The 20,704-nt window shown below is 48.5% G+C and carries 19 protein-coding genes and 1 riboswitch; of the genes, 16 read left to right on the top strand and 3 right to left on the bottom strand.

All coding sequences use genetic code 11. The annotated features are described in order from the left end of the window. Nucleotides 1-1,209, bottom strand: a complete 1,209-nt coding sequence (locus VBY75_RS12145; RefSeq protein WP_416512746.1) for an EAL and HDOD domain-containing protein — start codon at nucleotides 1,207-1,209, stop codon at nucleotides 1-3. Nucleotides 1,210-1,305: 96 nt separating this feature from the next. Here VBY75_RS12145 and trmH point away from each other — a divergent pair, with 96 nt between their 5' ends. Genes trmH through hemB form a run of 11 tightly spaced genes read left to right on the top strand, consistent with a single transcriptional unit; the run spans nucleotide 1,306 to nucleotide 12,047 of the window. Next, nucleotides 1,306-1,986, top strand: a complete 681-nt coding sequence (trmH, locus tag VBY75_RS12150; RefSeq protein WP_199493791.1) for a tRNA (guanosine(18)-2'-O)-methyltransferase TrmH — start codon at nucleotides 1,306-1,308, stop codon at nucleotides 1,984-1,986. 9 nt (nucleotides 1,987-1,995) lie between these two features. Next, entirely contained in the window at nucleotides 1,996-4,077 is a 2,082-nt protein-coding gene (gene recG, locus VBY75_RS12155; RefSeq protein ID WP_222235897.1) for an ATP-dependent DNA helicase RecG, read from the top strand. Nucleotides 4,078-4,118: 41 nt separating this feature from the next. Beyond that, a complete protein-coding gene (gene ubiE / locus VBY75_RS12160; protein WP_416512749.1) occupies nucleotides 4,119-4,874 on the top strand; it encodes a bifunctional demethylmenaquinone methyltransferase/2-methoxy-6-polyprenyl-1,4-benzoquinol methylase UbiE in 756 nt (251 codons plus the stop codon). Further along, nucleotides 4,874-5,479, top strand: coding sequence for a ubiquinone biosynthesis accessory factor UbiJ (locus VBY75_RS12165; RefSeq protein WP_054490112.1), 606 nt, complete (start codon nucleotides 4,874-4,876; stop codon nucleotides 5,477-5,479). Before ubiE ends, VBY75_RS12165 begins: the two co-directional genes overlap by 1 nt. A 2-nt stretch (nucleotides 5,480-5,481) precedes the next feature. Beyond that, nucleotides 5,482-7,143: a ubiquinone biosynthesis regulatory protein kinase UbiB gene (ubiB, locus tag VBY75_RS12170; RefSeq protein ID WP_174507669.1), complete on the top strand. Its 1,662-nt coding sequence runs from the start codon at nucleotides 5,482-5,484 to the stop codon at nucleotides 7,141-7,143. A 20-nt stretch (nucleotides 7,144-7,163) separates the two neighbouring features. Continuing rightward, complete coding sequence (gene tatA, locus VBY75_RS12175; protein WP_199493794.1) at nucleotides 7,164-7,388, top strand: twin-arginine translocase TatA/TatE family subunit; 225 nt, start codon at nucleotides 7,164-7,166, stop codon at nucleotides 7,386-7,388. Then, entirely contained in the window at nucleotides 7,389-7,739 is a 351-nt protein-coding gene (gene tatB / locus VBY75_RS12180) for a Sec-independent protein translocase protein TatB (protein WP_222235895.1), read from the top strand. Next, nucleotides 7,736-8,470 carry a twin-arginine translocase subunit TatC gene (gene tatC / locus VBY75_RS12185; protein WP_054490121.1) on the top strand — a complete coding sequence of 245 codons (735 nt, stop codon included), beginning with the start codon at nucleotides 7,736-7,738 and terminating at the stop codon, nucleotides 8,468-8,470. The genes tatB and tatC overlap by 4 nt, the downstream gene beginning before the upstream one ends. Beyond that, nucleotides 8,460-9,251 carry a TatD family hydrolase gene (locus VBY75_RS12190; RefSeq protein ID WP_222235894.1) on the top strand — a complete coding sequence of 264 codons (792 nt, stop codon included), beginning with the start codon at nucleotides 8,460-8,462 and terminating at the stop codon, nucleotides 9,249-9,251. Before tatC ends, VBY75_RS12190 begins: the two co-directional genes overlap by 11 nt. After that, nucleotides 9,244-11,022: a sensor domain-containing diguanylate cyclase gene (locus VBY75_RS12195; RefSeq protein WP_222235893.1), complete on the top strand. Its 1,779-nt coding sequence runs from the start codon at nucleotides 9,244-9,246 to the stop codon at nucleotides 11,020-11,022. Before VBY75_RS12190 ends, VBY75_RS12195 begins: the two co-directional genes overlap by 8 nt. Nucleotides 11,023-11,039: 17 nt before the next feature. Next, entirely contained in the window at nucleotides 11,040-12,047 is a 1,008-nt protein-coding gene (gene hemB, locus VBY75_RS12200; protein ID WP_416512754.1) for a porphobilinogen synthase, read from the top strand. Here the strand turns inward: hemB and VBY75_RS12205 are convergent. After that, nucleotides 12,044-13,009, bottom strand: a complete 966-nt coding sequence (locus VBY75_RS12205; protein WP_244994785.1) for a Ppx/GppA family phosphatase — start codon at nucleotides 13,007-13,009, stop codon at nucleotides 12,044-12,046. The genes hemB and VBY75_RS12205 overlap by 4 nt on opposite strands. Next, nucleotides 12,972-14,252 carry an ATP-dependent RNA helicase RhlB gene (rhlB, locus tag VBY75_RS12210; protein WP_222235891.1) on the bottom strand — a complete coding sequence of 427 codons (1,281 nt, stop codon included), beginning with the start codon at nucleotides 14,250-14,252 and terminating at the stop codon, nucleotides 12,972-12,974. Before rhlB ends, VBY75_RS12205 begins: the two co-directional genes overlap by 38 nt. Nucleotides 14,253-14,343: 91 nt before the next feature. On the opposite strand from rhlB, the gene trxA reads away from it, so the two are divergent. The 5 genes from trxA (at nucleotide 14,344) to VBY75_RS12235 (ending at nucleotide 20,701) form a co-directional block, all read left to right on the top strand. Next, complete coding sequence (gene trxA, locus VBY75_RS12215) at nucleotides 14,344-14,670, top strand: thioredoxin TrxA (RefSeq protein ID WP_054490132.1); 327 nt, start codon at nucleotides 14,344-14,346, stop codon at nucleotides 14,668-14,670. Nucleotides 14,671-14,919: 249 nt separating this feature from the next. Continuing rightward, nucleotides 14,920-16,188, top strand: a complete 1,269-nt coding sequence (rho, locus tag VBY75_RS12220; RefSeq protein WP_011235587.1) for a transcription termination factor Rho — start codon at nucleotides 14,920-14,922, stop codon at nucleotides 16,186-16,188. A gap of 7 nt (nucleotides 16,189-16,195) precedes the next feature. After that, nucleotides 16,196-17,668 (top strand): 4-hydroxy-3-polyprenylbenzoate decarboxylase, encoded by a 1,473-nt coding sequence (gene ubiD / locus VBY75_RS12225; RefSeq protein ID WP_199493802.1) that lies wholly within the window; start codon nucleotides 16,196-16,198, stop codon nucleotides 17,666-17,668. Continuing rightward, entirely contained in the window at nucleotides 17,669-18,370 is a 702-nt protein-coding gene (gene fre, locus VBY75_RS12230; protein ID WP_222235890.1) for an NAD(P)H-flavin reductase, read from the top strand. A 50-nt stretch (nucleotides 18,371-18,420) separates the two neighbouring features. After that, nucleotides 18,421-18,519: riboswitch (TPP riboswitch) on the top strand. Between the two features lie 52 nt (nucleotides 18,520-18,571). After that, nucleotides 18,572-20,701, top strand: coding sequence for a TonB-dependent receptor (locus VBY75_RS12235; protein ID WP_416512758.1), 2,130 nt, complete (start codon nucleotides 18,572-18,574; stop codon nucleotides 20,699-20,701). Nucleotides 20,702-20,704: the final 3 nt, after the last annotated feature.

Below are 20,704 nucleotides of genomic sequence, written 5' to 3' on the forward strand. Positions count from 1 at the left end.
TCAAAATAGCGCTAAACGGCACCATTGGCTGGCATCGATATAAAGCTGCCCAATATCGGTGCCGTTTAATTTTTGTTTTAAAGGGTGCTTATCCAGAGCGTCCCACTCGCCGCGCTCGTAAATTTCGGTCATTTGCAGTAGATAGCCCCAGACACCTTCGCGGCTTTTCAGCCCCTTTGTGATTTCTGAAGAAAGTGGCAGTTGTTTGAGAACATCGTCCATCGGTACCCCCAGTATAATATCCAGTAACGAAAGCATACCGGCTAGAAAAGCGCTGGAGCGATGTTTTTCATTGAGAATTTCGACCGTGACTAACTCCATAAAACGCCCCCGGGTCACTGATTTAATGGTCAGCTCTTCAGGTTGCCCTGCCGAGACATTGGCTAACACCACCAAGGTAACAAAGCGGCGAATTTCGGCATCGCCTAAATAGACTAAAGCGTGCTGAATGTTTTCTATTTTCTTACGGCCGCCGTAAAGTGCGCTGTTCACCAGTTTCAGTAAACTGTATGTCAGCGACAAGTCCTGCTCGATGATCTGCCTTATGGTATTTAAGTCGAGCTCTTTTTTATGAACCTCAGATAATAATGTCAGCTTACTAATACGGTTTGGCGAGAGCGATTTTTGTTGTACGACCTGAGGTTTCTCAAAGAAAAAGCCCTGAAAATAATCGAAGCCCAATTCAAGACAACGTTCAAACTCGTCGTAAGTCTCAACCCGTTCGGCTAAAAGAGGAATTCCCTTTTCTTTGAAGAACCGAATTTTACTTTCGAGGTTTAAGCCCTGCTCCTGAATATCAACTTTCACCATGTTGATCATCGGAATAACCGGATCCCACTGCCCGTCAAAGTCGTGATCGTCTAACGCAATGCGGTAGCCTTTCGACGTAGTGCTGCTGCAGGCTTCAAGTAAAGGTGCATCAACGCCAACAGTCTCCAGCAGCTCCACCCATACCGTTCGGGCATTTAAAAAAGAAGGAAAGTCGTTTAACAAAGTGCGGGCATGGAAATTAATAAACGCCTGCTTACCCATGCACAGCGTCTGAATATCACCCAGTAAGTGCTGCTCCAGAAGCAATTTGGAGGTTGCCTCATTTGGGTCAATATTAGGAAAACTGTTGGAGTTGCTGTCGCGGAAAAGCAGCTCATAACCATAGACTTTTTGGTCTCTGGTGAGTATCGGTTGCCGGGCAATATAGGAGTACGACATTATTATTCTTGTCTTCCTTGATGAAGCATAGGGTTAGTTCTGACCGATTCTCTCGGGTATACTGCTTATATCTAGTCCTATTTTTATAAAAAAGCAATGAGTCCTGAACGATATCAACGAATTAACCAGATGCTGGACAAACGCCAGCCAGACCTGACCGTTGTCATGGAGAACGTGCATAAAAACCATAATTTATCTGCGGTGGTTCGCTCGGCAGATGCGATAGGCGTCCATGAAATGCACGCGATATGGCTGACCAAAAAGGCGAGGTTGTCCGGCGGGACTGCTTTAGGAAGCCAGAACTGGGTAAAAATTCACAACCATAAAACCATTGGTGAAGCGCTGGAGGCAACTCAGGGACAAGGTATGCAGGTGGTGGTGACTCACTTGTCAGAACACTCTGTAGACTTCCGTGAGGTCGATTACACCAAGCCGACCGCTATTTTACTGGGTCAGGAAAAATATGGCGTAACCGATGAAGCGCTGGATATTGCTGATCATCATGTGATGATTCCTATGGTGGGCATGGTACAGTCACTGAATGTTTCTGTAGCTGGCGCTGTGATGTTGTATGAAGCGCAACGCCAGCGTGAACTGGCTGGTTTGTACGATAAAACGCACGTGAGTGCCGAAGAACGACACCGAGTGCTGTTTGAAGGCGGTCATCCGATTTATGCCAAGGCATGCAAGCGTAAGAATATGCCTTATCCGGAGTTGGATGAAAATGGACAAATTGTCGCGGACGAAGCCTGGTGGCTGGCGATGCGTGCAAGATAAGGAGCAAAGGTGGCGGTAAAAGGACTGCAGCACATTCCACTGACGGTACTTAAAGGTGTGGGCGAAAAGGTTGCGGTTAAGCTGCGCAAGCTGGGCTTAGCCTCTGTCAGCGATGCACTGTTGCACCTGCCGCTGCGATACGAAGACCGTACCCAAGTGACCGACGTTGCAAATTTGCGTGCTGGTGTGGCAACCAATGTTTTGGTCACGGTGCGGCATGCCGATATTAAGTACGGCCGTAAGCGCATGCTGATTTGTCAGGCCAGCGATGAAACCGGCAGTATCAGTCTGCGTTTTTTTCAGTTCAGTGCTGCTCAGTTAAAACAATTTGCTCAAGGCACGCATTTATTAGCCTTTGGTGAAGTGCGCCGCGGCATGACCGGCTGGGAGATGATCCACCCGGAATACCGCGTTGTTAAAGCCGGTGAGCCATTGAATATGCAGGAAACTCTGACACCAGTCTACCCAATGACAGAAGGTGTAACTCAAGGGCTATTGCGTAAGATCATTGAGCAGGCACTGACGTATCTTCAGCCTGGTTCTTTGCCCGAGCTTCTGCCGGAAAAATTAAGGCCCCATCAACTTTCTCTCGAACAAGCGATTTTAACTCTGCACCGGCCGCCGGTAGATGTTCCTTTGCATCAGTTGGAGCAAGGCGAGCATCCGGCGCAGCAGCGACTGGCGTCGGAAGAACTTATTGCGCATCAATTAAGTTTGCTGCAGTTACGCCAGTCCCGACAGGCTCAGGCGGGCTTTACCATAAAAGGCAATGGTGCGTTACAAGAGGCATTTTTAAAGCAGTTGCCGTTTTCACCCACTGGCGCGCAGGCAAGAGTGGTGAAAGAAATTACCAGCGATATGGCCCGAGGCCAACCAATGATGCGTCTCGTGCAGGGCGATGTTGGCTCGGGCAAAACTCTGGTTGCGGCGCTCAGTGCCCTGGCCGCGATTGAAGCCGGATACCAGGTGGCTTTAATGGCACCAACCGAGCTTTTATCTGAGCAGCACGCTATTACCTTTAGTCAGTGGTTAATGCCGCTGGGCATTAATGTCGCCTGGTTGAGCGGCAAATCAAAAGGTAAGTCCCGTCAGGAGTTACTGGCACAGTTAAAACAAGGTGAGATCCAGTTACTGGTTGGAACCCATGCGCTGTTTCAGGCGGATGTTGAATATCAGCACCTGGCATTGGTTATTATTGACGAGCAGCACCGTTTTGGTGTGCATCAACGGTTACAATTACGCGAAAAAGGCGTTCAGGCCGGTGTGCATCCTCATCAATTGATTATGACCGCAACACCCATCCCGCGCACTTTAGCTATGACAGCGTATGCGGATTTAGCCACATCAGTTATTGATGAATTGCCGCCCGGACGCACACCGGTCACGACGGTTGCCATTCCGGATACCCGGCGGGAACAAATTGTGGAGCGTGTGCGGGAGGTCTGTGCCACTGAAGGCCGTCAGGCGTATTGGGTGTGTACGCTTATTGAAGAGTCCGATGTACTTGAATGTCAGGCCGCAGAAGACACCGCCAATGACTTGCAGGAGCAGCTGCCAGGTTTAAGTATTGGCCTGGTGCATGGCAGGCTTAAGCACGAGCAGAAAGAACAGGTGATGCAGGCGTTTAAAGCGGGTGACATTGACCTATTGGTCGCAACGACAGTCATAGAGGTTGGGGTGGATGTTCCTAATGCGTCGCTGATGATCATTGAGAACCCGGAGCGGCTGGGCCTGGCTCAGTTGCACCAGTTGCGCGGACGAGTTGGTCGTGGCTCGGTAGCCAGTCACTGCGTGCTGCTGTATCACAGTCCGTTGTCACAAACGGCGCAGCAGCGACTGGGCGTTTTACGGGAAAGTAACGACGGTTTCGTGATTGCACAGCGAGACTTAGAAATTCGCGGACCGGGTGAATTGCTGGGGCACCGGCAGACCGGTCTGGCCGAATTGAAAGTGGCTGATTTAGAGCGCGATGAAGCGTTAATACCAGAAGCCCAAAATATTGCTCAGCACGTATTAGAGCACTACCCACAAAGCGCTGAAGCGTTAATTGAGCGCTGGTTACCGCGTCGTGACCACTATGCTCAGGTGTGATCATCAAGTACACTAGTACAAAATCAGTTCGGGATAGTTAAATGAACGATAAAAACGAAGAATCCATTGACTTTGGGTACCAAAAAGTTGCCCGCAGTCAGAAGAAAAGCCTGGTCGCTGATGTCTTTCAATCGGTAGCGGCAAAATACGATGTCATGAACGACTTAATGTCGTTTGGCATTCACCGTTTATGGAAACGTTACACCATTGACTGCAGTGGTGTTCGCCGCGGTATGAAAGTGTTGGATATTGCCGGTGGAACCGGCGACTTAACCGCGCAGTTTTCACGCCGTGTCGGGGCTGAGGGCGAAGTTGTACTGGCCGATATTAACGACGCTATGCTGAAAGTAGGCCGTGACAAATTGCGCGATAGCGGCGTTATTGGCAATGTACGTTATGTGCAGGCTGACGCGGAAGAACTTCCGTTTGATGACAATACCTTTGACGTTATTACCATAGCTTTTGGCTTGCGCAATGTCACCGACAAAGACAAAGCTCTGCGCTCTATGCTGCGGGTACTCAAACCTGGCGGACGTGTATTAATTCTTGAGTTCTCTAAACCGGTATCGGCTACGTTGAACCAGGTGTACGACTTCTATTCGTTCAACATTTTACCCAAAATGGGACAGGCTGTTGCTAACGATTCTGACAGCTACCAGTATTTGGCGGAATCTATCCGCATGCATCCGGACCAGGAAACACTGAAGTCGATGATGAGCACTGCCGGGTACGAAAAAGTCGATTACCAGAATATGACTGGCGGCGTGGTTGCACTGCACCGAGGGTATAAATTCTGATGACGTTATTACCGCTTATTCCAACTTTGTTGGTTGAAAAGGTAGCGAATAATCTGTTGCACCGTGACCCGGAGTCGGTGGAGCGTTTGCAGCGTCTGGACGGAAAGCGTCTGCGCTTTCATCTGAAAGAGCTGCCTTTTGAAATTACCGTGAGTGTGGACACCCACGGTGTGCAGCTCAGTACGTCGGATGAGAGCGATGTAGACTGCCGGATAGCAACAGAAATGGGTGTACTGCCCGAGCTGCAGGATACAGCCAACCTGACGCGACTGATCAAAGCGGATTTACTGGATATTGACGGTGACCCTATGCTGGCGCAACAGGTGGTGAGCTTGTTTAAGTCGTTAAACGTCGACTGGGAAGCGGAACTGGCGAAGACCATAGGCGACGTGCCTGCACACTGGTTGGGCAAGCTTTGGCGTCGCAGCCGCGAGCAGGTAAAAACACAATGGCAACAGCAGCAGCGCTGGGTCCATGGTGTGCTAACTGAAGAGAAAAAACTATTACCGGTAAGAGCTGAATTTGACCAGTTTAAAACCGATTTACAACAGCTGCGGGCTCAAATTGAGCGCCTTGAACGTCAGTGTCGTGAGAAGAAGGGTTAATGATGCGGACGCGTCGCTTTTATAAAATTACCAAAACACTACTGAGCTATGGGTTAGATGATCTTATCCCCGCACGCTGGTTGCCCTGGACCATTCGTCTAGGACGTCATGCGTTGTTTTGGTTACCCAATAAGCACAAAGACAAGCCTGCGGGTGTGCGGTTAAGGCTGGCGCTTGAAGAGCTTGGTCCGGTGTGGGTTAAGTTTGGTCAAATGCTATCTACCCGCCGCGATCTATTACCGCCTGATATTGCGATTGAACTGGCACGTCTGCAGGACAAAGTCCCTCCTTTCGATGGTCATGCAGCGCAGCGTATTATCGAAAAGTCCTTAGGTTTACAGAGTATTAGTGACTGCTTTGCTGATTTTGACACAACCCCTTTGGCGTCGGCATCAATTGCTCAGGTGCATACCGGTAAACTGAAGAAAAGAGACGGCGAGTTAACGGATATTGTTATAAAGGTTATTCGTCCGGATATCCGCGAGACTATTAATGCCGATTTGGAGCTGATGGAAACTCTGGCATCGGTGGCTGCAAACCATTTACCGGATGGGCGGCGCTTAAAGCCGAAAGAGGTGGTTAAAGAATATCGGAAAACCTTGCTCGATGAGCTGGACTTAATGCGCGAAGCAGGTAATGCAATACAGTTAAAGCGCAACTTTGAAAACTCAGACATGCTTTATATTCCGGTGGTTTACAGTGACTACAGTCGCCATAACGTGATGGTTATGGAGCGCATTGACGGTATTCCGGTAAGCGACATTGCGACCCTGCAAGCTCGTGGTGTCGATATGAAAAAGCTCGCTGAACGGGGCGTTGAAGTCTTTTTCACCCAGGTATTCCGCGACAGCTTTTTTCATGCGGACATGCACCCGGGTAATATTTTTGTGGCGAAAGATGACCCCAGAAACCCGCGTTATATCGGTATTGATTTCGGTATTGTCGGAACCCTTAACCGCGACGATAAACGCTATTTAGCCGAAAACTTTCTGGCCTTTTTTAACCGTGATTATCGCAAAGTTGCGGAGCTTCATGTTGACTCAGGCTGGGTACCCAAGCACACCAATATTGAAGAGTTTGAGTCTGCCATAAGAACGGTTTGTGAGCCTATTTTTGAGAAGCCACTGGCGGAAATATCCTTCGGACACGTGCTGATCAACTTATTTAATACGGCGCGACGTTTTGAGATGGAAGTGCAGCCGCAGCTGGTTTTACTGCAAAAAACCTTATTGTACATTGAAGGTTTGGGTCGCCAGCTATACCCGGAACTGGACTTATGGAAAACCGCTAAACCATTCCTCGAGCGTTGGATGAATGAGCAACTGGGCTGGCGTGCTATTGTCCGTTCGGTGAAAGAGAACGCGCCGTACTGGGCTGAGAAATTGCCTGAAATGCCAATGATGCTGTATGAAAACTTACGCCAGCAACACAATATTGATGAACGAGAACGGCAGCTGCGCAGGCAACAGCTTTTAACTCAGAAGCAGGCTTCAACCTCCCTGTTCTGGACGGTATTAACCGGCAGCGGTTTAATTTGTACGACATTACTTTGGAACCAGTCCGAGTTATCTGAGGTTACTATTGGTTCCGGAGTCGTCACTGTTATTCTGGGAATTATGGCCTGGCGCACCCGGCCTAAAACGACAAATAGTGAACTTATTTAACGTAAACGATAGGAAATAAAATGGGTATATCACCTTGGCAGCTCCTCATACTGTTAGTCATTGTTGTCTTGCTGTTCGGCACCAAGCGTCTTCGCAATCTGGGTTCCGACCTGGGAAATGCGGTAAAGGGCTTTAAAAAGTCCATGGGCGATGAAGCGGATGACAAAGATAAAGACGATGACTCGCTGCAACACAAAGAAGAGCATGACGACAAGTCAGATTCGGATAAAACCGGGAAGTCGTAGATGTTCGATATTGGTTTTTGGGAGTTATTGCTTATAGCGATAGTCGGCTTGCTGGTGCTCGGTCCCGAGCGCCTGCCGTCAGCTATTCGCGGCTTTCAGAGAACCTTATCTGGTATCAGGCAATACTCCCAAAAAGTGCAAAGTGAGCTCGATAATGAGCTGCGCATAAAAGAATTGCACGAGCATTTGAAACAAGCTGAAAGTCAGGATTTGGAAAATTTAAGCCCGGAGCTGCAGCGCTCACTGGTTGAGCTAAGGAACGCGGCAGCCGATGTTCAGCGACCTTATTCAAAAGCCAGGCCGGAAACTGACAACAAGCCAAAAACGGACACGGATAAAGGTGCGGAATGAGTGACTCGCCTTTATTAGACCACTTACTTGAACTGAGAAACCGGTTACTGCGCTCTATACTGGTAATTTTGTTGGTGTTTGCTTCACTGGCTTACTTTGCCAATGACATTTACCACTTTGTTGCACAACCTTTGCTCAGTAATATGCCGCTCGGCACGCAAATGATAGCCACAGACGTCGCCGCCCCTTTTTTCACGCCCTTTAAATTAACTCTGGTGGTAGCCCTTGCGCTGGCGGTTCCTTATTTATTATGGCAAGTGTGGGGGTTTATTGCGCCGGGCTTGTATGGACGCGAGAAGCGCTTAGTGATTCCGCTTTTGGCCACCAGCACGTTACTTTTCTATGCCGGCATTGCTTTTGCTTACTTTGTGGTTTTACCTGTTGCTATGGCGTTTTTTACCGGCGCAGCACCGGAGGGTGTCACAGTAGCCACAGACATATCCCGTTACCTCGACTTTGTTTTAGCTATCTTCGTCGCGTTTGGTATTGCGTTTGAAACGCCAGTTGCCATTATGCTGCTTATTTGGACGGGAACCTGCAGTCGGGAGTCGTTGGCGAAAAAACGGCCTTATATTATTGTTGGTGCCTTCGCTATCGGAATGTTGTTAACACCTCCGGATGTTATTTCTCAAACTTTGCTGGCAATACCCATGTGGATGTTGTTCGAGTTGGGCTTACAAGTCAGTCGTTGGTATACGCCGGGTAAAAAGGAAGAGGACGATGTGGTTTGATGCGGGCGTAAACCTAACCAATAAGCGACTGCTGAAAGACCTGGATGGCGTCATGCTGAGGGCTCAGCAAGCAGAGGTGCGGAAGCAACTGATCATATCAACCTCTATTGATGAGGCTGAACAGGCCATTAAATTGTGTCAGCAGTTTCCTGAGCAATTGGTGATGACTGTAGGTATTCACCCTCATGATGCCGGTGAAGCGCCTGCGGATTACAAACAGAAGTTAAAAGAGTTAGCCCAGCACCCTGGCGTGGTTGCTATAGGAGAGTGCGGACTCGATTTTAATCGCAACTATTCTCCCAGACCCGAGCAGGAAGCTGTATTTGTTGCGCAAATTGAACTGGCTAATGAGCTCAACCTGCCGCTTTATTTACATGAACGTGACGCCATTGACCGACAAATTGAGCTGCTTAACCAATACTGTGCTGATAACACCTTATGTTTAACGCATTGCTTTACAGGCGGTGCCGATGAACTTAAACGCTATGCTGAGCGCGATCACTGGTTTGGTATTACCGGTTGGCTGTGTGATGACCGGCGTAATCAGGAGTTGGTAGCGGCGCTGCCGAATTTGCCACTCGACAGATTGGTTTTAGAAACGGATGCGCCGTTTTTATTGCCCAGAGGTATTAAACCGCGTCCTAAAATGAACGAGCCTGCATTGTTACCTGTTATCGGTGAAACGCTGGCAAAGCATCTGCAGATATCAACGCAAAAGTTAGCAGAGTTAACCTACGCAAACACTGAGCGTTTTTTTGGGCCGGGAGAACAAAGTGACTAAAGCATTCTCGCTGAATGTGTTGAAGTGGTTAGTGACAGCTTTCGTTCTGCTGGTGGTAATGATGCCCGCAGCTCAGGCGCAACTGTTACCGACAAGCCAGTCGGAACTTTCCATTGAATATACTCACAGCGAGCAAAAACTCGACCTGGAAACAGTCCGAAACCTGTCAGCCAGCCAATGGTCAAAACTGGAGAGTGATCGGGCATCCTTTGGTTATACCAGTGACGAATATTGGTTTCGTTTTCAACTTGAAAATAAACCCTACGATCGCATTCTGCACATTGCCTACCCGTTACTCGACGAGCTGACCATTTATATCATTCAGCCTGAAGGGGTCAGAACTTACCAGATGGGTGACACGGTGCCGTTCGGTGAGAGGCCGATACCCACTTCAGAGTTTGCTGTCCCATTACCTGAAAATACCAACGGTGAGATTTACATAAAAACCAATACTCAAAGCTCTATGCGTCTGCCTATTGCAGTGCGAACTGAAATTGGTTTCTTTGAAACGCAAATGAACCGACGGATAGCTGAAGGTGTTTACTTTGGTGTTTTGCTTTGTATGGCGGTATATAACTTGTTTGGTTTTATCGCTTCACGGGAACCGGAGTTTGGCGTTTACTCACTTTATACCTTATTTTTTGCCGGCCTTATGTTGTCGCTGGAGGGGCTGGGTTTCCATTACCTTTGGCCTAACTCCCTGTATTTGCAAGATAAAGGGATTCCCATATTCGGGAGTTTAACCTTTTTAACGGCTGCCTTATTTGCTTATCAGCTGCTTGAACTTAAGCGTTATCGGTACACATGGGGCCGGGGGCTGATGGTTATGGCGTTTCTGTCAGCTATCAGTCTGTTAATTGCAATTTTTGCCAGTTATCGAATCAGTATCCACGTGCTGCTGAGTCTGGCAGTGCCGGGATGTCTATTCCTGTTACTTGTCGGCGCCTACATGTGGCGTAAAGGCTTTGTCTACGCCCGTATTTTCACGCTGGCCTGGTGCAGTTTGTTGGTCTCGGTTGTTGCTAACTCGCTGGGATACCTTGGCGTTATTGACAGCATGTTCATTCAACGCCATGCCATTATGATAGGCTCCGGTATTGAGATCCTGCTGCTGTCCTGGGTTCTGGCTGTACGTTATAGCGAACAACGCAAAGAGCGGCTGCTGGCCGAGAAACGCTATAACCGTGAGCTTGCAGAAAGCGTTGATGAACGTACATTTGAGCTGCAAGTCGCTTTAAGAGAATTGCAGGATGTAAATACCGAGCTGGAGCAAAAGAACACTGAAGACCCATTAACGGGGCTTTATAATCGCCGTTACTTTCAACAGCATCTTGATAGAGAACTAAGACGAACGTTACGCCGTGAGTTGCCACTGGCGTTATTAATGATTGACGTTGATCACTTTAAGCCCGTTAATGACACCCACGGGCATTTGGCAGGTGACCAAATCTTGCAGCAGCTGGCAAGTTTAATGCAGAAACATGCAAAGCGTGCTGCTGATATTGTGTGCCGTTATGGCGGAGAAGAGTTTGCCATCATTCTTCCTGAAACCGACTTACAGGAAGCTGAGATTTTTGCAAAACAATTGCTTGAGCAAGTTCGTGAAACTGAGTTTGAAACCAATGCCGGCTTGCTTAAAATTACCTTGAGTGTTGGCGTTATCTCCACCAGTGCACGTATTTTTGATAACGTTGATGAACTCTTTAAAGCCGCAGATGACGCATTGTACGCCGCGAAACATGACGGCCGCGACCGAGTTGCGGTGCAGTAACTAATTAGGAGTCAAAGATGATAAACCAGGGTGCTTTTCCGGGCAGACGACTGCGACGCTTACGCCGCCATGACTTTAGCCGGCGGCTTGTGGCGGAAAATCAGTTAAGCGTTGATGATCTCATTTATCCGATGTTTGTACTGGAAGGTGACAGTCAGCGCGAACAAGTCAGCTCCATGCCTGGTGTTGAACGCGTCAGTATCGACTTACTGCTTCAGGAATGTGCAGAGCTGGTCGGCCTGGGTGTTCCTATGGTCGCATTATTCCCCGTTACGCCGGCATCGGCAAAGTCGGAAATGGCAGAGGCTGCTTATGACGATAACGGATTAGCCCAGCGTGCAGTTAAAGCGATAAAAGCGCAGTTTCCTGAACTGGGTGTTATGACCGATGTTGCTCTGGATCCGTTCACGACTCATGGCCAGGACGGCATTATCGATGACAGCGGCTATGTACAGAACGATATTACTACCGATATTCTCGTTAAGCAGGCCTTGTCTCATGCGCGCGCCGGCGCTGACGTTTTGGCGCCGTCGGATATGATGGACGGCCGCATTGGTGCTATTCGAAGCGCGCTGGAATCTGAAGGTTTTATTAATACACAAATTATGGCGTACTCGGCTAAATATGCCAGTGCGTTCTACGGTCCGTTCCGCGATGCTGTCGGCTCTGCAGGTAACCTGAAGGGTGGCAATAAAAAGACCTATCAGATGGACCCTGCAAACTCAGATGAAGCCCTACAGGAAATAGCATTGGATATTCAGGAAGGCGCTGACATGGTTATGGTAAAACCGGGTATGCCTTATTTGGATATCGTGCGCCGGGTTAAAGACAACTTTGGGGTACCAACTTTCGCTTACCAGGTGAGCGGCGAATACGCCATGCTACAGGCTGCCATTACTAACGGTTGGTTAGGTCAGGATGTTATTGAAGAGAGTCTGTTAAGCTTTAAGCGTGCAGGCGCCGACGGCATTCTCACTTATTTTGCAAAAACGGTTGCCCAACACTTAGCTGAGAAGAAACGTTAAGCTGTGATTTCATTGGCAAGCTGTGCGAGTAGCCCCTCGCGCAGTGCGCCTGTAGTAACCTCAAATTTATCGACATTGAGTGTTTTTAGCACGGCAAACAGTATGGTGATTCCACCAACTAGAACAGCACGACGGTCATCCCTTAAGCCGGCAAAATTAAGGCGTTCCACTTGTCCCTGTTCAATACATCGCTGAATCAGTTGACCTAACCAATCCCGGCTTAGTACCTGCAGGCCTTCTGCTGTCGCAATTTCACTGATTGCACGAAAAGTACCTGACGCTCCCAATACTCTTAACCAGCCATGCTTTTGGTAGTCATCAACATAGGGAGCAAGTAACTGCTCGGCGGTTTTTGACGCTTGCTCAATGCTTTCGCTGTCAATGTGCCCCTGTTTAAAGAAGCGGTTTTGAAAAACCACACAGCCCATATCGAGACTGTTGAGAATATTGGCCCGGGAGCCGTTGCCTGCAATAACTTCCGTGCTGGCGCCGCCAATATCAATAACCAGGACCTTGTCTTTGCATTGAGAAGCACTGCAAACGCCGGAATAGATCAATTCGGCTTCGCGTTCACCGGTAATGATTTCAATGGGAGAGCCCAGCACAGCTTCAAATTTCGCAAGAAGTTGTGCTTGATTACTGGCTTTACGCAAAGCAGCAGTCGCCACTGCTTTAACGGCATGTGGCTGAAAACGTTCTAGCTCTTTCGCAAACAAATTCAGGCATTGTGCACCGCGTGAAATAGCCGGGTCGTCTATGCTGTCATTCTCATCGAGTCCGTCAGCTAAACGAACCTTTTGCTTATGGCGAGCCAAAATGCGGGGTTTAGGGAAGAACCCGGTCATGGAAACTTCTGCCATCAACAAATGAAAACTGTTGGATCCCATGTCGATGGCAGCGAGTTTGCGCTTTTTTGCAGGCATATTACGACGCGTTGCGCGGTGGTCCTGAGCGACGACCACGAGGCTTACCTTTGCTTCCGCCGCCAGAGTTGTGGCGACGGCGACGCTGTACAGGACGAGGGCGTCTTAAGTCTGACAGTAAAGCGTCAGGGTCGTATTTGGTTACCGGAATTGTATGACCAATATAGTCTTCAATAGCCGGTAAGTTGTAGACGTACTCTTCGCACGCCAGGCTGATAGCTGCACCACTGGCACCGGCACGTCCGGTACGGCCTATACGGTGTACATAGTCTTCGCAGTCGTCAGGCAGGTCGAAGTTATACACATGCGTCACTTCGGGAATATGCAGACCACGTGCCGCAACATCGGTTGCGACTAAAAAGTCGAGTTTACCTTCGGCAAAGTCTTCCAGAATGCGTAAGCGTTTTTTCTGCGGGACATCGCCGGTGAGCAGACCTGCGCGGTGTTCATTCGCAACCAGCCAGCCGTGTACTTTCTCACAACCATGCTTGGTATTTGCGAAAACGATAGCTTTATCCGGCCAGTCTTCTTCAATAAGCGTGAGTAATAACGGGAATTTTTCCGGCTTCGAGGGGTAGAACAACTCTTCGGTTACCCGTGTCGCGGTTTTCTGTGACGGTTCGACCTCAAGCTTCGTTGGTGCGTTCATGTGCTCGTAGGCGAGTTCTTGCACGCGATAAGACAATGTTGCTGAAAACAGCAGGTTTAAGCGCTTGGCCGGTTCCGGCATTTTCTGCAACAAATAACGAATGTCATCGATAAAGCCAAGGTCAAACATGCGATCAGCTTCATCCAGAACCACAACCTCAATGTCATTGAGACTGAACAGACCTTGCTTATAAAAATCAATAAGTCGGCCTGTGGTACCAACCAGTATGTCGGGTTGTGAAGCTAGCTGCTCTTTTTGGCCTTCGTAACCTTCGCCGCCATAGATAACGCCCATTTTTAATCCACAGTGCTCAATAAGAGCATCGGCGTCGTGCGCTATCTGAATAGCCAGTTCGCGAGTAGGAGCCATAATGAGTGCGCGCGGCCCCGATTCTGTTTTTTCGGACGATTCGTTCTGCATTAAGCGGTTGAAAGTAGCCAGCAGAAATGCCAAGGTCTTTCCTGTACCTGTCTGGGCTTGGCCGGCAACATCACGCTCAGAGAGAGCAACAGGCAGACTTAACGCCTGAATTGGAGTACAATACTCGAATCCGGCACTGGATATTGCTTGCTGGATTTTGGGGTGAAGCGCCAAATCAGCAAAGCGAGTTTCTGTAAGATGTGTTTTAGTCATAAGTTATAAGCATATCAGTTTGCGCTTGTATTCAAAAACAGAAATAATACTATTCTAATATTTCCACGCGAAGAAAGTAGCGGAGAGTACCATGAGTGACGCAATAGTTCAGCTAAGTGATGACAGTTTTGATGCTGATGTCATTAATTCCGATAAACCCGTATTAGTCGACTTTTGGGCTGAGTGGTGTGGACCATGTAAAATGGTAGCGCCTATTCTTGATGACATTGCCAGCGAATACGCTGACAAATTGGTTATCGGCAAGCTGAATGTCGACCATAATGAACAAACACCACCTAAGTACAACATTCGTGGCATTCCAACGTTATTGTTGTTTAAAGGCGGTGAAGTTGTTGGAACCAAAGTGGGCGCATTATCACGTGCTCAGTTAACCGAGTTCCTTGAGCAGCATATTTAATGATTGTCAAAAAGCGGCGCGTTATGCGCCGTTTTTGTTGAGAAAACTGGACGGATTGCTTTTTTGGTGATAACTTCTGCTCATTAACTGTTCATACGGGTTCACCAACTCCACCGGTTAACCTGTTTTAAAATGAAACTTCTGTTTCTGGTTTCGCACTTCGCGAATTCCGAAAGTTCCAATTGTTTTACTTTCTAGAGTCAAATTAAAAAAGGCTTTGTGTTCAATCGATAACTCGAAAACCCTCCTATGAATCTAACAGAACTTAAAGACAAACCCGTAAACGAGCTAGTTCAGCTCGCGGACTCAATGGGCCTTGAGAATATGGCCCGCTTGCGCAAGCAAGACATCATTTTCGCTATTTTAAAAGCGCATGCTAAAAGTGGTGAAGACATTCACGGTGGCGGTGTGCTGGAAATTCTGCAGGATGGTTTCGGCTTCTTGCGTTCAGCCGACTCCTCTTACCTGGCTGGTCCGGACGATATTTACGTCTCCCCAAGCCAGATTCGTCGCTTTAACCTGCGTACGGGTGACACTATCGGCGGGAAAATTCGCCCACCGAAAGACAGTGAACGTTATTTTGCCCTGCTGAAAATTCGCGAAGTTAACTTCGACAAGCCTGAAAACTCCCGCAATAAAATCTTATTTGAAAACTTAACACCGCTGCATGCGGAAGAGCGTTTTCACTTAGAGCGTGGTAACGGCAGTAAAGAAGATATCACGGCACGGGTACTGGACTTATCTGCCCCTATCGGGAAAGGTCAGCGCGGGCTTATTGTCGCGCCACCAAAAGCGGGTAAAACCTTACTATTGCAGAATATTGCGACTTCTATTGCGGCGAATCACCCGGATGCTGAACTGATCGTTCTGTTGATTGATGAGCGTCCGGAAGAAGTTACCGAAATGCATCGCCTGGTGCATGGTGAAGTGGTTGCCTCAACCTTTGATGAACCTGCCAGCCGTCACGTTCAGGTAGCTGAAATGGTTATCGAAAAAGCGAAACGCCTGGTTGAGCACAAAAAAGACGTGGTGATTCTGCTGGATTCAATTACTCGTTTAGCCCGTGCTTATAACACCGTTATTCCAAGTTCCGGTAAAGTGTTAACCGGTGGTGTGGACGCTAACGCATTGCATAAGCCGAAGCGTTTCTTCGGCGCTGCTCGTAATGTTGAAGAAGGTGGTAGCTTAACCATTATTGCAACGGCCCTAATTGATACTGGTTCGAAGATGGACGAAGTCATCTACGAAGAGTTTAAAGGTACCGGTAACATGGAGCTGCACCTGAATCGTAAGCTGGCTGAACGTCGTGTGTTCCCTGCCATTGATTTCAATCGTTCAGGTACACGTCGTGAAGAGTTGTTAACGACTCCGGACGAGCTGCAGAAAATGTGGATCCTGCGCAAAATCATGCATCCAATGGGCGAAGTTGAAGCCATGGAGTTCTTGATTGACCGTCTGCAGATGACCAAAACCAATGACGAATTCTTCGAATCGATGAAACGTCAACGCAACAGCTAAGCGGCGTATGAAATATCAAGATTTGCGCGATTTCATCGCGCTCCTGGAGGAGCGCGGTGAACTTAAACGCATCCAACAAGAAATCGATCCCTACCTAGAAATTACCGAAATATCAGACCGCACCTTAAAAGCCGAAGGCCCTGCCTTATTGTTTGAAAACGTGAAAGGCCACGATATGCCGGTATTAGCTAACCTGTTTGGTACGCCAGAGCGGGTGGCTTTAGGTATGGGGCAGGAATCGGTGACCGCTTTACGGGATGTCGGTAAGTTACTGGCGTTTTTAAAAGAGCCGGAGCCACCTAAAGGCTTTCGTGACGCACTGAATTTACTGCCTAAGTACAAAAAAGTGCTGAGTATGTCGCCGAAAAGCATTAAAAAGGCGCCGTGTCAGCAAGTGGTCATGAGTGGCGATGACGTTGACTTAACTAAGTTGCCGATTCAGCATTGTTGGCCGGGTGATGTAGCGCCGTTAGTGACCTGGGGTCTTACGGTAACTCGAGGGCCACATAAAGAGCGCCAGAACTTAGGCATTTATCGCCAGCAACTTTTGGGGCCGAATAAGCTTATTATGCGCTGGTTGTCGCATCGCGGCGGCGCGTTGGATTTCCAGGAGTGGTGTCAGCAGCATCCGGGTGAAAAATTCCCTGTGTCGGTAGCCTTAGGTGCTGATCCTGCGACCATTTTAGGTGCAGTAACACCGGTGCCGGACAGCTTGTCTGAATATGCTTTTGCCGGGCTGCTGCGCGACAGCAAAACCGAAGTGACGCAATGCATCAGTAATGAACTACAAGTACCGGCGCATGCAGAAATCATTCTTGAAGGTTACATCGAGCCGGGCGAAATGGCGCCGGAAGGGCCTTATGGCGACCATACCGGGTATTACAACGAAGTGGATGAGTTCCCGGTATTCACCGTGACTCATGTGACTCATCGTAAAGACCCAATTTATCACAGCACTTATACCGGACGTCCGCCGGACGAACCTGCGGTGCTGGGCGTTGCTTTAAATGAAGTTTTTATTCCGTTGCTGCAAAAACAGTTTCCTGAAATTGTCGATTTTTATTTGCCACCGGAAGGCTGTTCGTACCGTTTAGCAGTAGTCACTATGAAGAAGCAGTACCCGGGCCACGCCAAGCGCGTGATGATGGGGGTCTGGTCGTTCCTTCGTCAGTTTATGTACACCAAGTTTGTGATTGTGTGCGACGACGATGTGAATGCGCGAGACTGGAAAGATGTGATTTGGGCCATGACGACCCGAATGGATCCGGCACGCGACACTACCTTGGTTGAAAACACGCCAATTGATTACCTCGACTTTGCCTCTCCGGTGTCTGGTCTTGGATCAAAAATGGGTATGGATGCAACCAATAAGTGGCAAGGCGAAACCGACCGCGAATGGGGCGAGCCTATTGTCATGAGTGATGATGTTAAGCAACGTGTCGACCAGCTTTGGGACGAATTGAACATTATGGAGTCGTGAATGAGTCAACAAATGACCTGTAAAGCCGATATTTCGCGCCAGTTAGCGGACGCTGTTTGGGAAGTGCGTTTGCAACTGCCGCAACCGGTTAAATTTAAAGCAGGCCAATATCTGATGGTAGTCATGGGTGAAAGAGACAAACGGCCTTTTAGCATTGCTTCATGTCCTTCAGATAAAAGTGAGTGGTTACTTCATGTTGGTGCTACGCCGGATAACAGCTACGCAATGGAAGTTTTGGATAAAGTGCGCGCCGACGGGGAACTAGAGATTGATGCACCGGATGGTAGTGCCTTTTATCGTCAGGAAAGTACCCAGCCTGCGGTTTTAATTGCCGGTGGTACAGGGTTTTCTTATGCTTACTCTATTTTGCAGCAGCATTTACGCTTGTCACCAGAGCGCTCACTAAGCCTTTATTGGGGAGCAAAAAGCCTAAGCGACCTGTATTTGCATGACGAATTGGAACGTTTAGCAGGCCAGTACGAACATTTCGATTATCATCCGGTGGTCGAAGACGCGGATAACGACTGGTCTTATTCAATTGGCTTAGTACATCATGCGGTTATGGCGAGACAGAAAAACTTGCCGGACTGTGAGGTCTATATGGCTGGACGTTTTGAGATGGTGCGCGTTATCCGCGACGACTTTGTGGCTAAAGGCGTGCCGTTAGAGAATCTTTACGGCGATGCCCTGTCCTTCATTTAATTGTACTGAAAGTAAATTTGTTTAACGAATAAGCTGCGTTATACTGACGCCGCTTTACCAAGGGGTGCCGGCAACGGCTGAGATGCATTAGCGAACCCTTAAAACCTGATCCGGTTAATACTGGCGTAGGGATGGTAGAAAACCCGTCTAATACAGCCTTACCGGATCGTTTCTGACTCTGTTGTTTTGAGGAAATGATCCATGAAAATAATCCATTCATACCTGGCAGCCAGCATAACTACTGCGCTATTCACGTCACCTGTATTTGCTGATGTTGCAGAAGACACTCAAGATACGCAAGACATAGAAATTATTGAAGTGAGTGGTGACTTTCACCGCCGTACCTTAAATGAAACCACCAGCAGTGTTTCTATTATCGATAAAGACGCCATGCAGCAGCGTCACTCTCAGCATTTACAGGACACCCTGAATAGCTTTGCCAACGTAAACTTCTCAGGTGGTACCTCCACGGCTCGTTTCATTCAAATTCGTGGTATTGGCGAGCGTTCTCAGTTTGTTGATCCGGTGACACCGTCTGTCGGCTTATTGATTGATGGCATTGATTACAGCGGACTAGGCAGTGCCGCATCGCTTTTCGATATTAATCAGGTCGAAGTTTTCCGTGGTCCGCAAAGTGGTCGCTTTGGAGTGAATGCGATGGCCGGCTTATTGTTGCTTGATAGCACGGCACCGAGCAGCGATTTCAACGGTGAATTTCAGTTATCGGCGGGAAATTATTCTGAAGCCATGGGTGGTTTAGCCATGGGCGGTAGCCTGGGAGTATTGGGTAACGCGCGTTTCTCAGTCAGTCAGTTCCAGCAAGACGGCTATATGGAAAATACTTACCTGGATAGGGATGACACTGAACAGCGCGATGAGTTAAGTGCCCGCTTACTGCTCGATACTGAGCTTAGCAAAGACTGGTTACTGCAGACGGTTCTGCATTATAACGATGTCGATAATGGTTACGACGCTTTCAGTCTGGATAACACGCGCGAGACTCTGTCTGATGAGCCGGGTTTTGACCGTTTAGAAAGTCAGGCGCTGCGTTTGCAGTTGAGTTACCTGGGCTTTGATAACAGCCGACTGGAAATGTCCGTTAACCAGCTAGATGCCGACACGGGTTATGCCTACGATGAAGACTGGACTTACGAAGGTATCGCTCCGGGCTGGGAATATTCTTCTTTTGACGCGTACTTCCGTGAACGTGACGACAAAACAGCCGAAGTTCGCTGGCTTTCAGATGATCCTGAAGCTCTTTTGGGCATTGACAGTGAATGGGTCCTGGGCCTGTATTACTACGATAAGTCGGTACAGTTAACCCGCGATTACTTTAATTGGGATTTAGGCGTGCCGGCCATTTTTGAAAGCGATTATGACAGCAAGCACGGTGCGTTGTACGGCGAGTTGACCCAACATTGGACTGACCGTGTTAGCACCATTACCGGTTTGCGGGTTGAGCGTTATAACAATGACTATCTGGACAGTCGGGGCGTCACGGCAGAACCAGAAGACACTATGGTTGGCGGGAATTTCAGTCTGCGCTACCAAGCTTCCGATGAGAGTTACCTGTACGCAACAGTAGCTCGAGGTTATAAAGCCGGAGGTGTTAATGGGGAAGCCCTGGGTAAAGCTGAAGATCAGGGACTGGAAGAATTAGAAAACTATCTATTAGAGCGAGCAACTTTCGCGCCCGAAATTCTCTGGAGTACTGAGTTAGGTGTTAAAGGTAGTAGCCCCGATGGCCGTTTAACTTCACGGGTTAGCGCGTTTTACCACTGGCGCGACGATGTTCAGCTAAAAGGTTGGGTGAATCGCGATCAGTCTTTTGTCGGTTATATCGAAAATGCAGCGGAAGGCACGGGCTATGGCCTGGAAGCAGAAATTCGAAATCAGTTTACTGACTGGCTGGCTGTTTTCGCTTCCGCCAGTTGGTTAAAAACCGAAATTGACGGTTTTGTAACGGAAGACGGTATGGACATGACGGGCCGTGAACAGGCGCAAGCACCTAACTACCAGTTTAATATTGGCCTTGAGGGCTGGGTCGGCGAGAACTTCCAGTGGGTGATTCAGGCCGACGGCAAAGATGAATTCTATTTCTCCGATTCGCATAACCAAAAAGCCGATAGCATGGCAGTATTGCACCTTGCGTTGAACTATCATTACCAAGACTGGCGTATCAGTTTCTGGGGTCGTAATTTAACAGATGAAGACTATGAAGTTCGTGGCTTCTATTTTGGTAATGACCCACGTAAAGAGTACATCCCCGAAACTTACGTGCAGTATGGTGAACCCCGCCGCTTTGGGGTTACTGTCAGTAAGTCGTTTTAAAGG

This window comes from Idiomarina sp. HB, assembly GCF_048059115.1.
Lineage (GTDB): Bacteria > Pseudomonadota > Gammaproteobacteria > Enterobacterales > Alteromonadaceae > Idiomarina > Idiomarina abyssalis.

What these genes read in the sequence shown, in the direction of transcription:
- VBY75_RS12145 (WP_416512746.1), bottom strand. Translation starts at nt 1,209, where the DNA reads ATGTCGTACTCCTATATTGCCCGGCAACCGATACTCACCAGAGACCAA.
- trmH (WP_199493791.1), top strand. Translation starts at nt 1,306, where the DNA reads ATGAGTCCTGAACGATATCAACGAATTAACCAGATGCTGGACAAACGC.
- ubiE (WP_416512749.1), top strand. Translation starts at nt 4,119, where the DNA reads ATGAACGATAAAAACGAAGAATCCATTGACTTTGGGTACCAAAAAGTT.
- VBY75_RS12165 (WP_054490112.1), top strand. Translation starts at nt 4,874, where the DNA reads ATGACGTTATTACCGCTTATTCCAACTTTGTTGGTTGAAAAGGTAGCG.
- ubiB (WP_174507669.1), top strand. Translation starts at nt 5,482, where the DNA reads ATGCGGACGCGTCGCTTTTATAAAATTACCAAAACACTACTGAGCTAT.
- tatA (WP_199493794.1), top strand. Translation starts at nt 7,164, where the DNA reads ATGGGTATATCACCTTGGCAGCTCCTCATACTGTTAGTCATTGTTGTC.
- tatB (WP_222235895.1), top strand. Translation starts at nt 7,389, where the DNA reads ATGTTCGATATTGGTTTTTGGGAGTTATTGCTTATAGCGATAGTCGGC.
- tatC (WP_054490121.1), top strand. Translation starts at nt 7,736, where the DNA reads ATGAGTGACTCGCCTTTATTAGACCACTTACTTGAACTGAGAAACCGG.
- VBY75_RS12190 (WP_222235894.1), top strand. Translation starts at nt 8,460, where the DNA reads ATGTGGTTTGATGCGGGCGTAAACCTAACCAATAAGCGACTGCTGAAA.
- hemB (WP_416512754.1), top strand. Translation starts at nt 11,040, where the DNA reads ATGATAAACCAGGGTGCTTTTCCGGGCAGACGACTGCGACGCTTACGC.
- rhlB (WP_222235891.1), bottom strand. Translation starts at nt 14,252, where the DNA reads ATGACTAAAACACATCTTACAGAAACTCGCTTTGCTGATTTGGCGCTT.
- trxA (WP_054490132.1), top strand. Translation starts at nt 14,344, where the DNA reads ATGAGTGACGCAATAGTTCAGCTAAGTGATGACAGTTTTGATGCTGAT.
- rho (WP_011235587.1), top strand. Translation starts at nt 14,920, where the DNA reads ATGAATCTAACAGAACTTAAAGACAAACCCGTAAACGAGCTAGTTCAG.
- ubiD (WP_199493802.1), top strand. Translation starts at nt 16,196, where the DNA reads ATGAAATATCAAGATTTGCGCGATTTCATCGCGCTCCTGGAGGAGCGC.
- fre (WP_222235890.1), top strand. Translation starts at nt 17,669, where the DNA reads ATGAGTCAACAAATGACCTGTAAAGCCGATATTTCGCGCCAGTTAGCG.
- VBY75_RS12235 (WP_416512758.1), top strand. Translation starts at nt 18,572, where the DNA reads ATGAAAATAATCCATTCATACCTGGCAGCCAGCATAACTACTGCGCTA.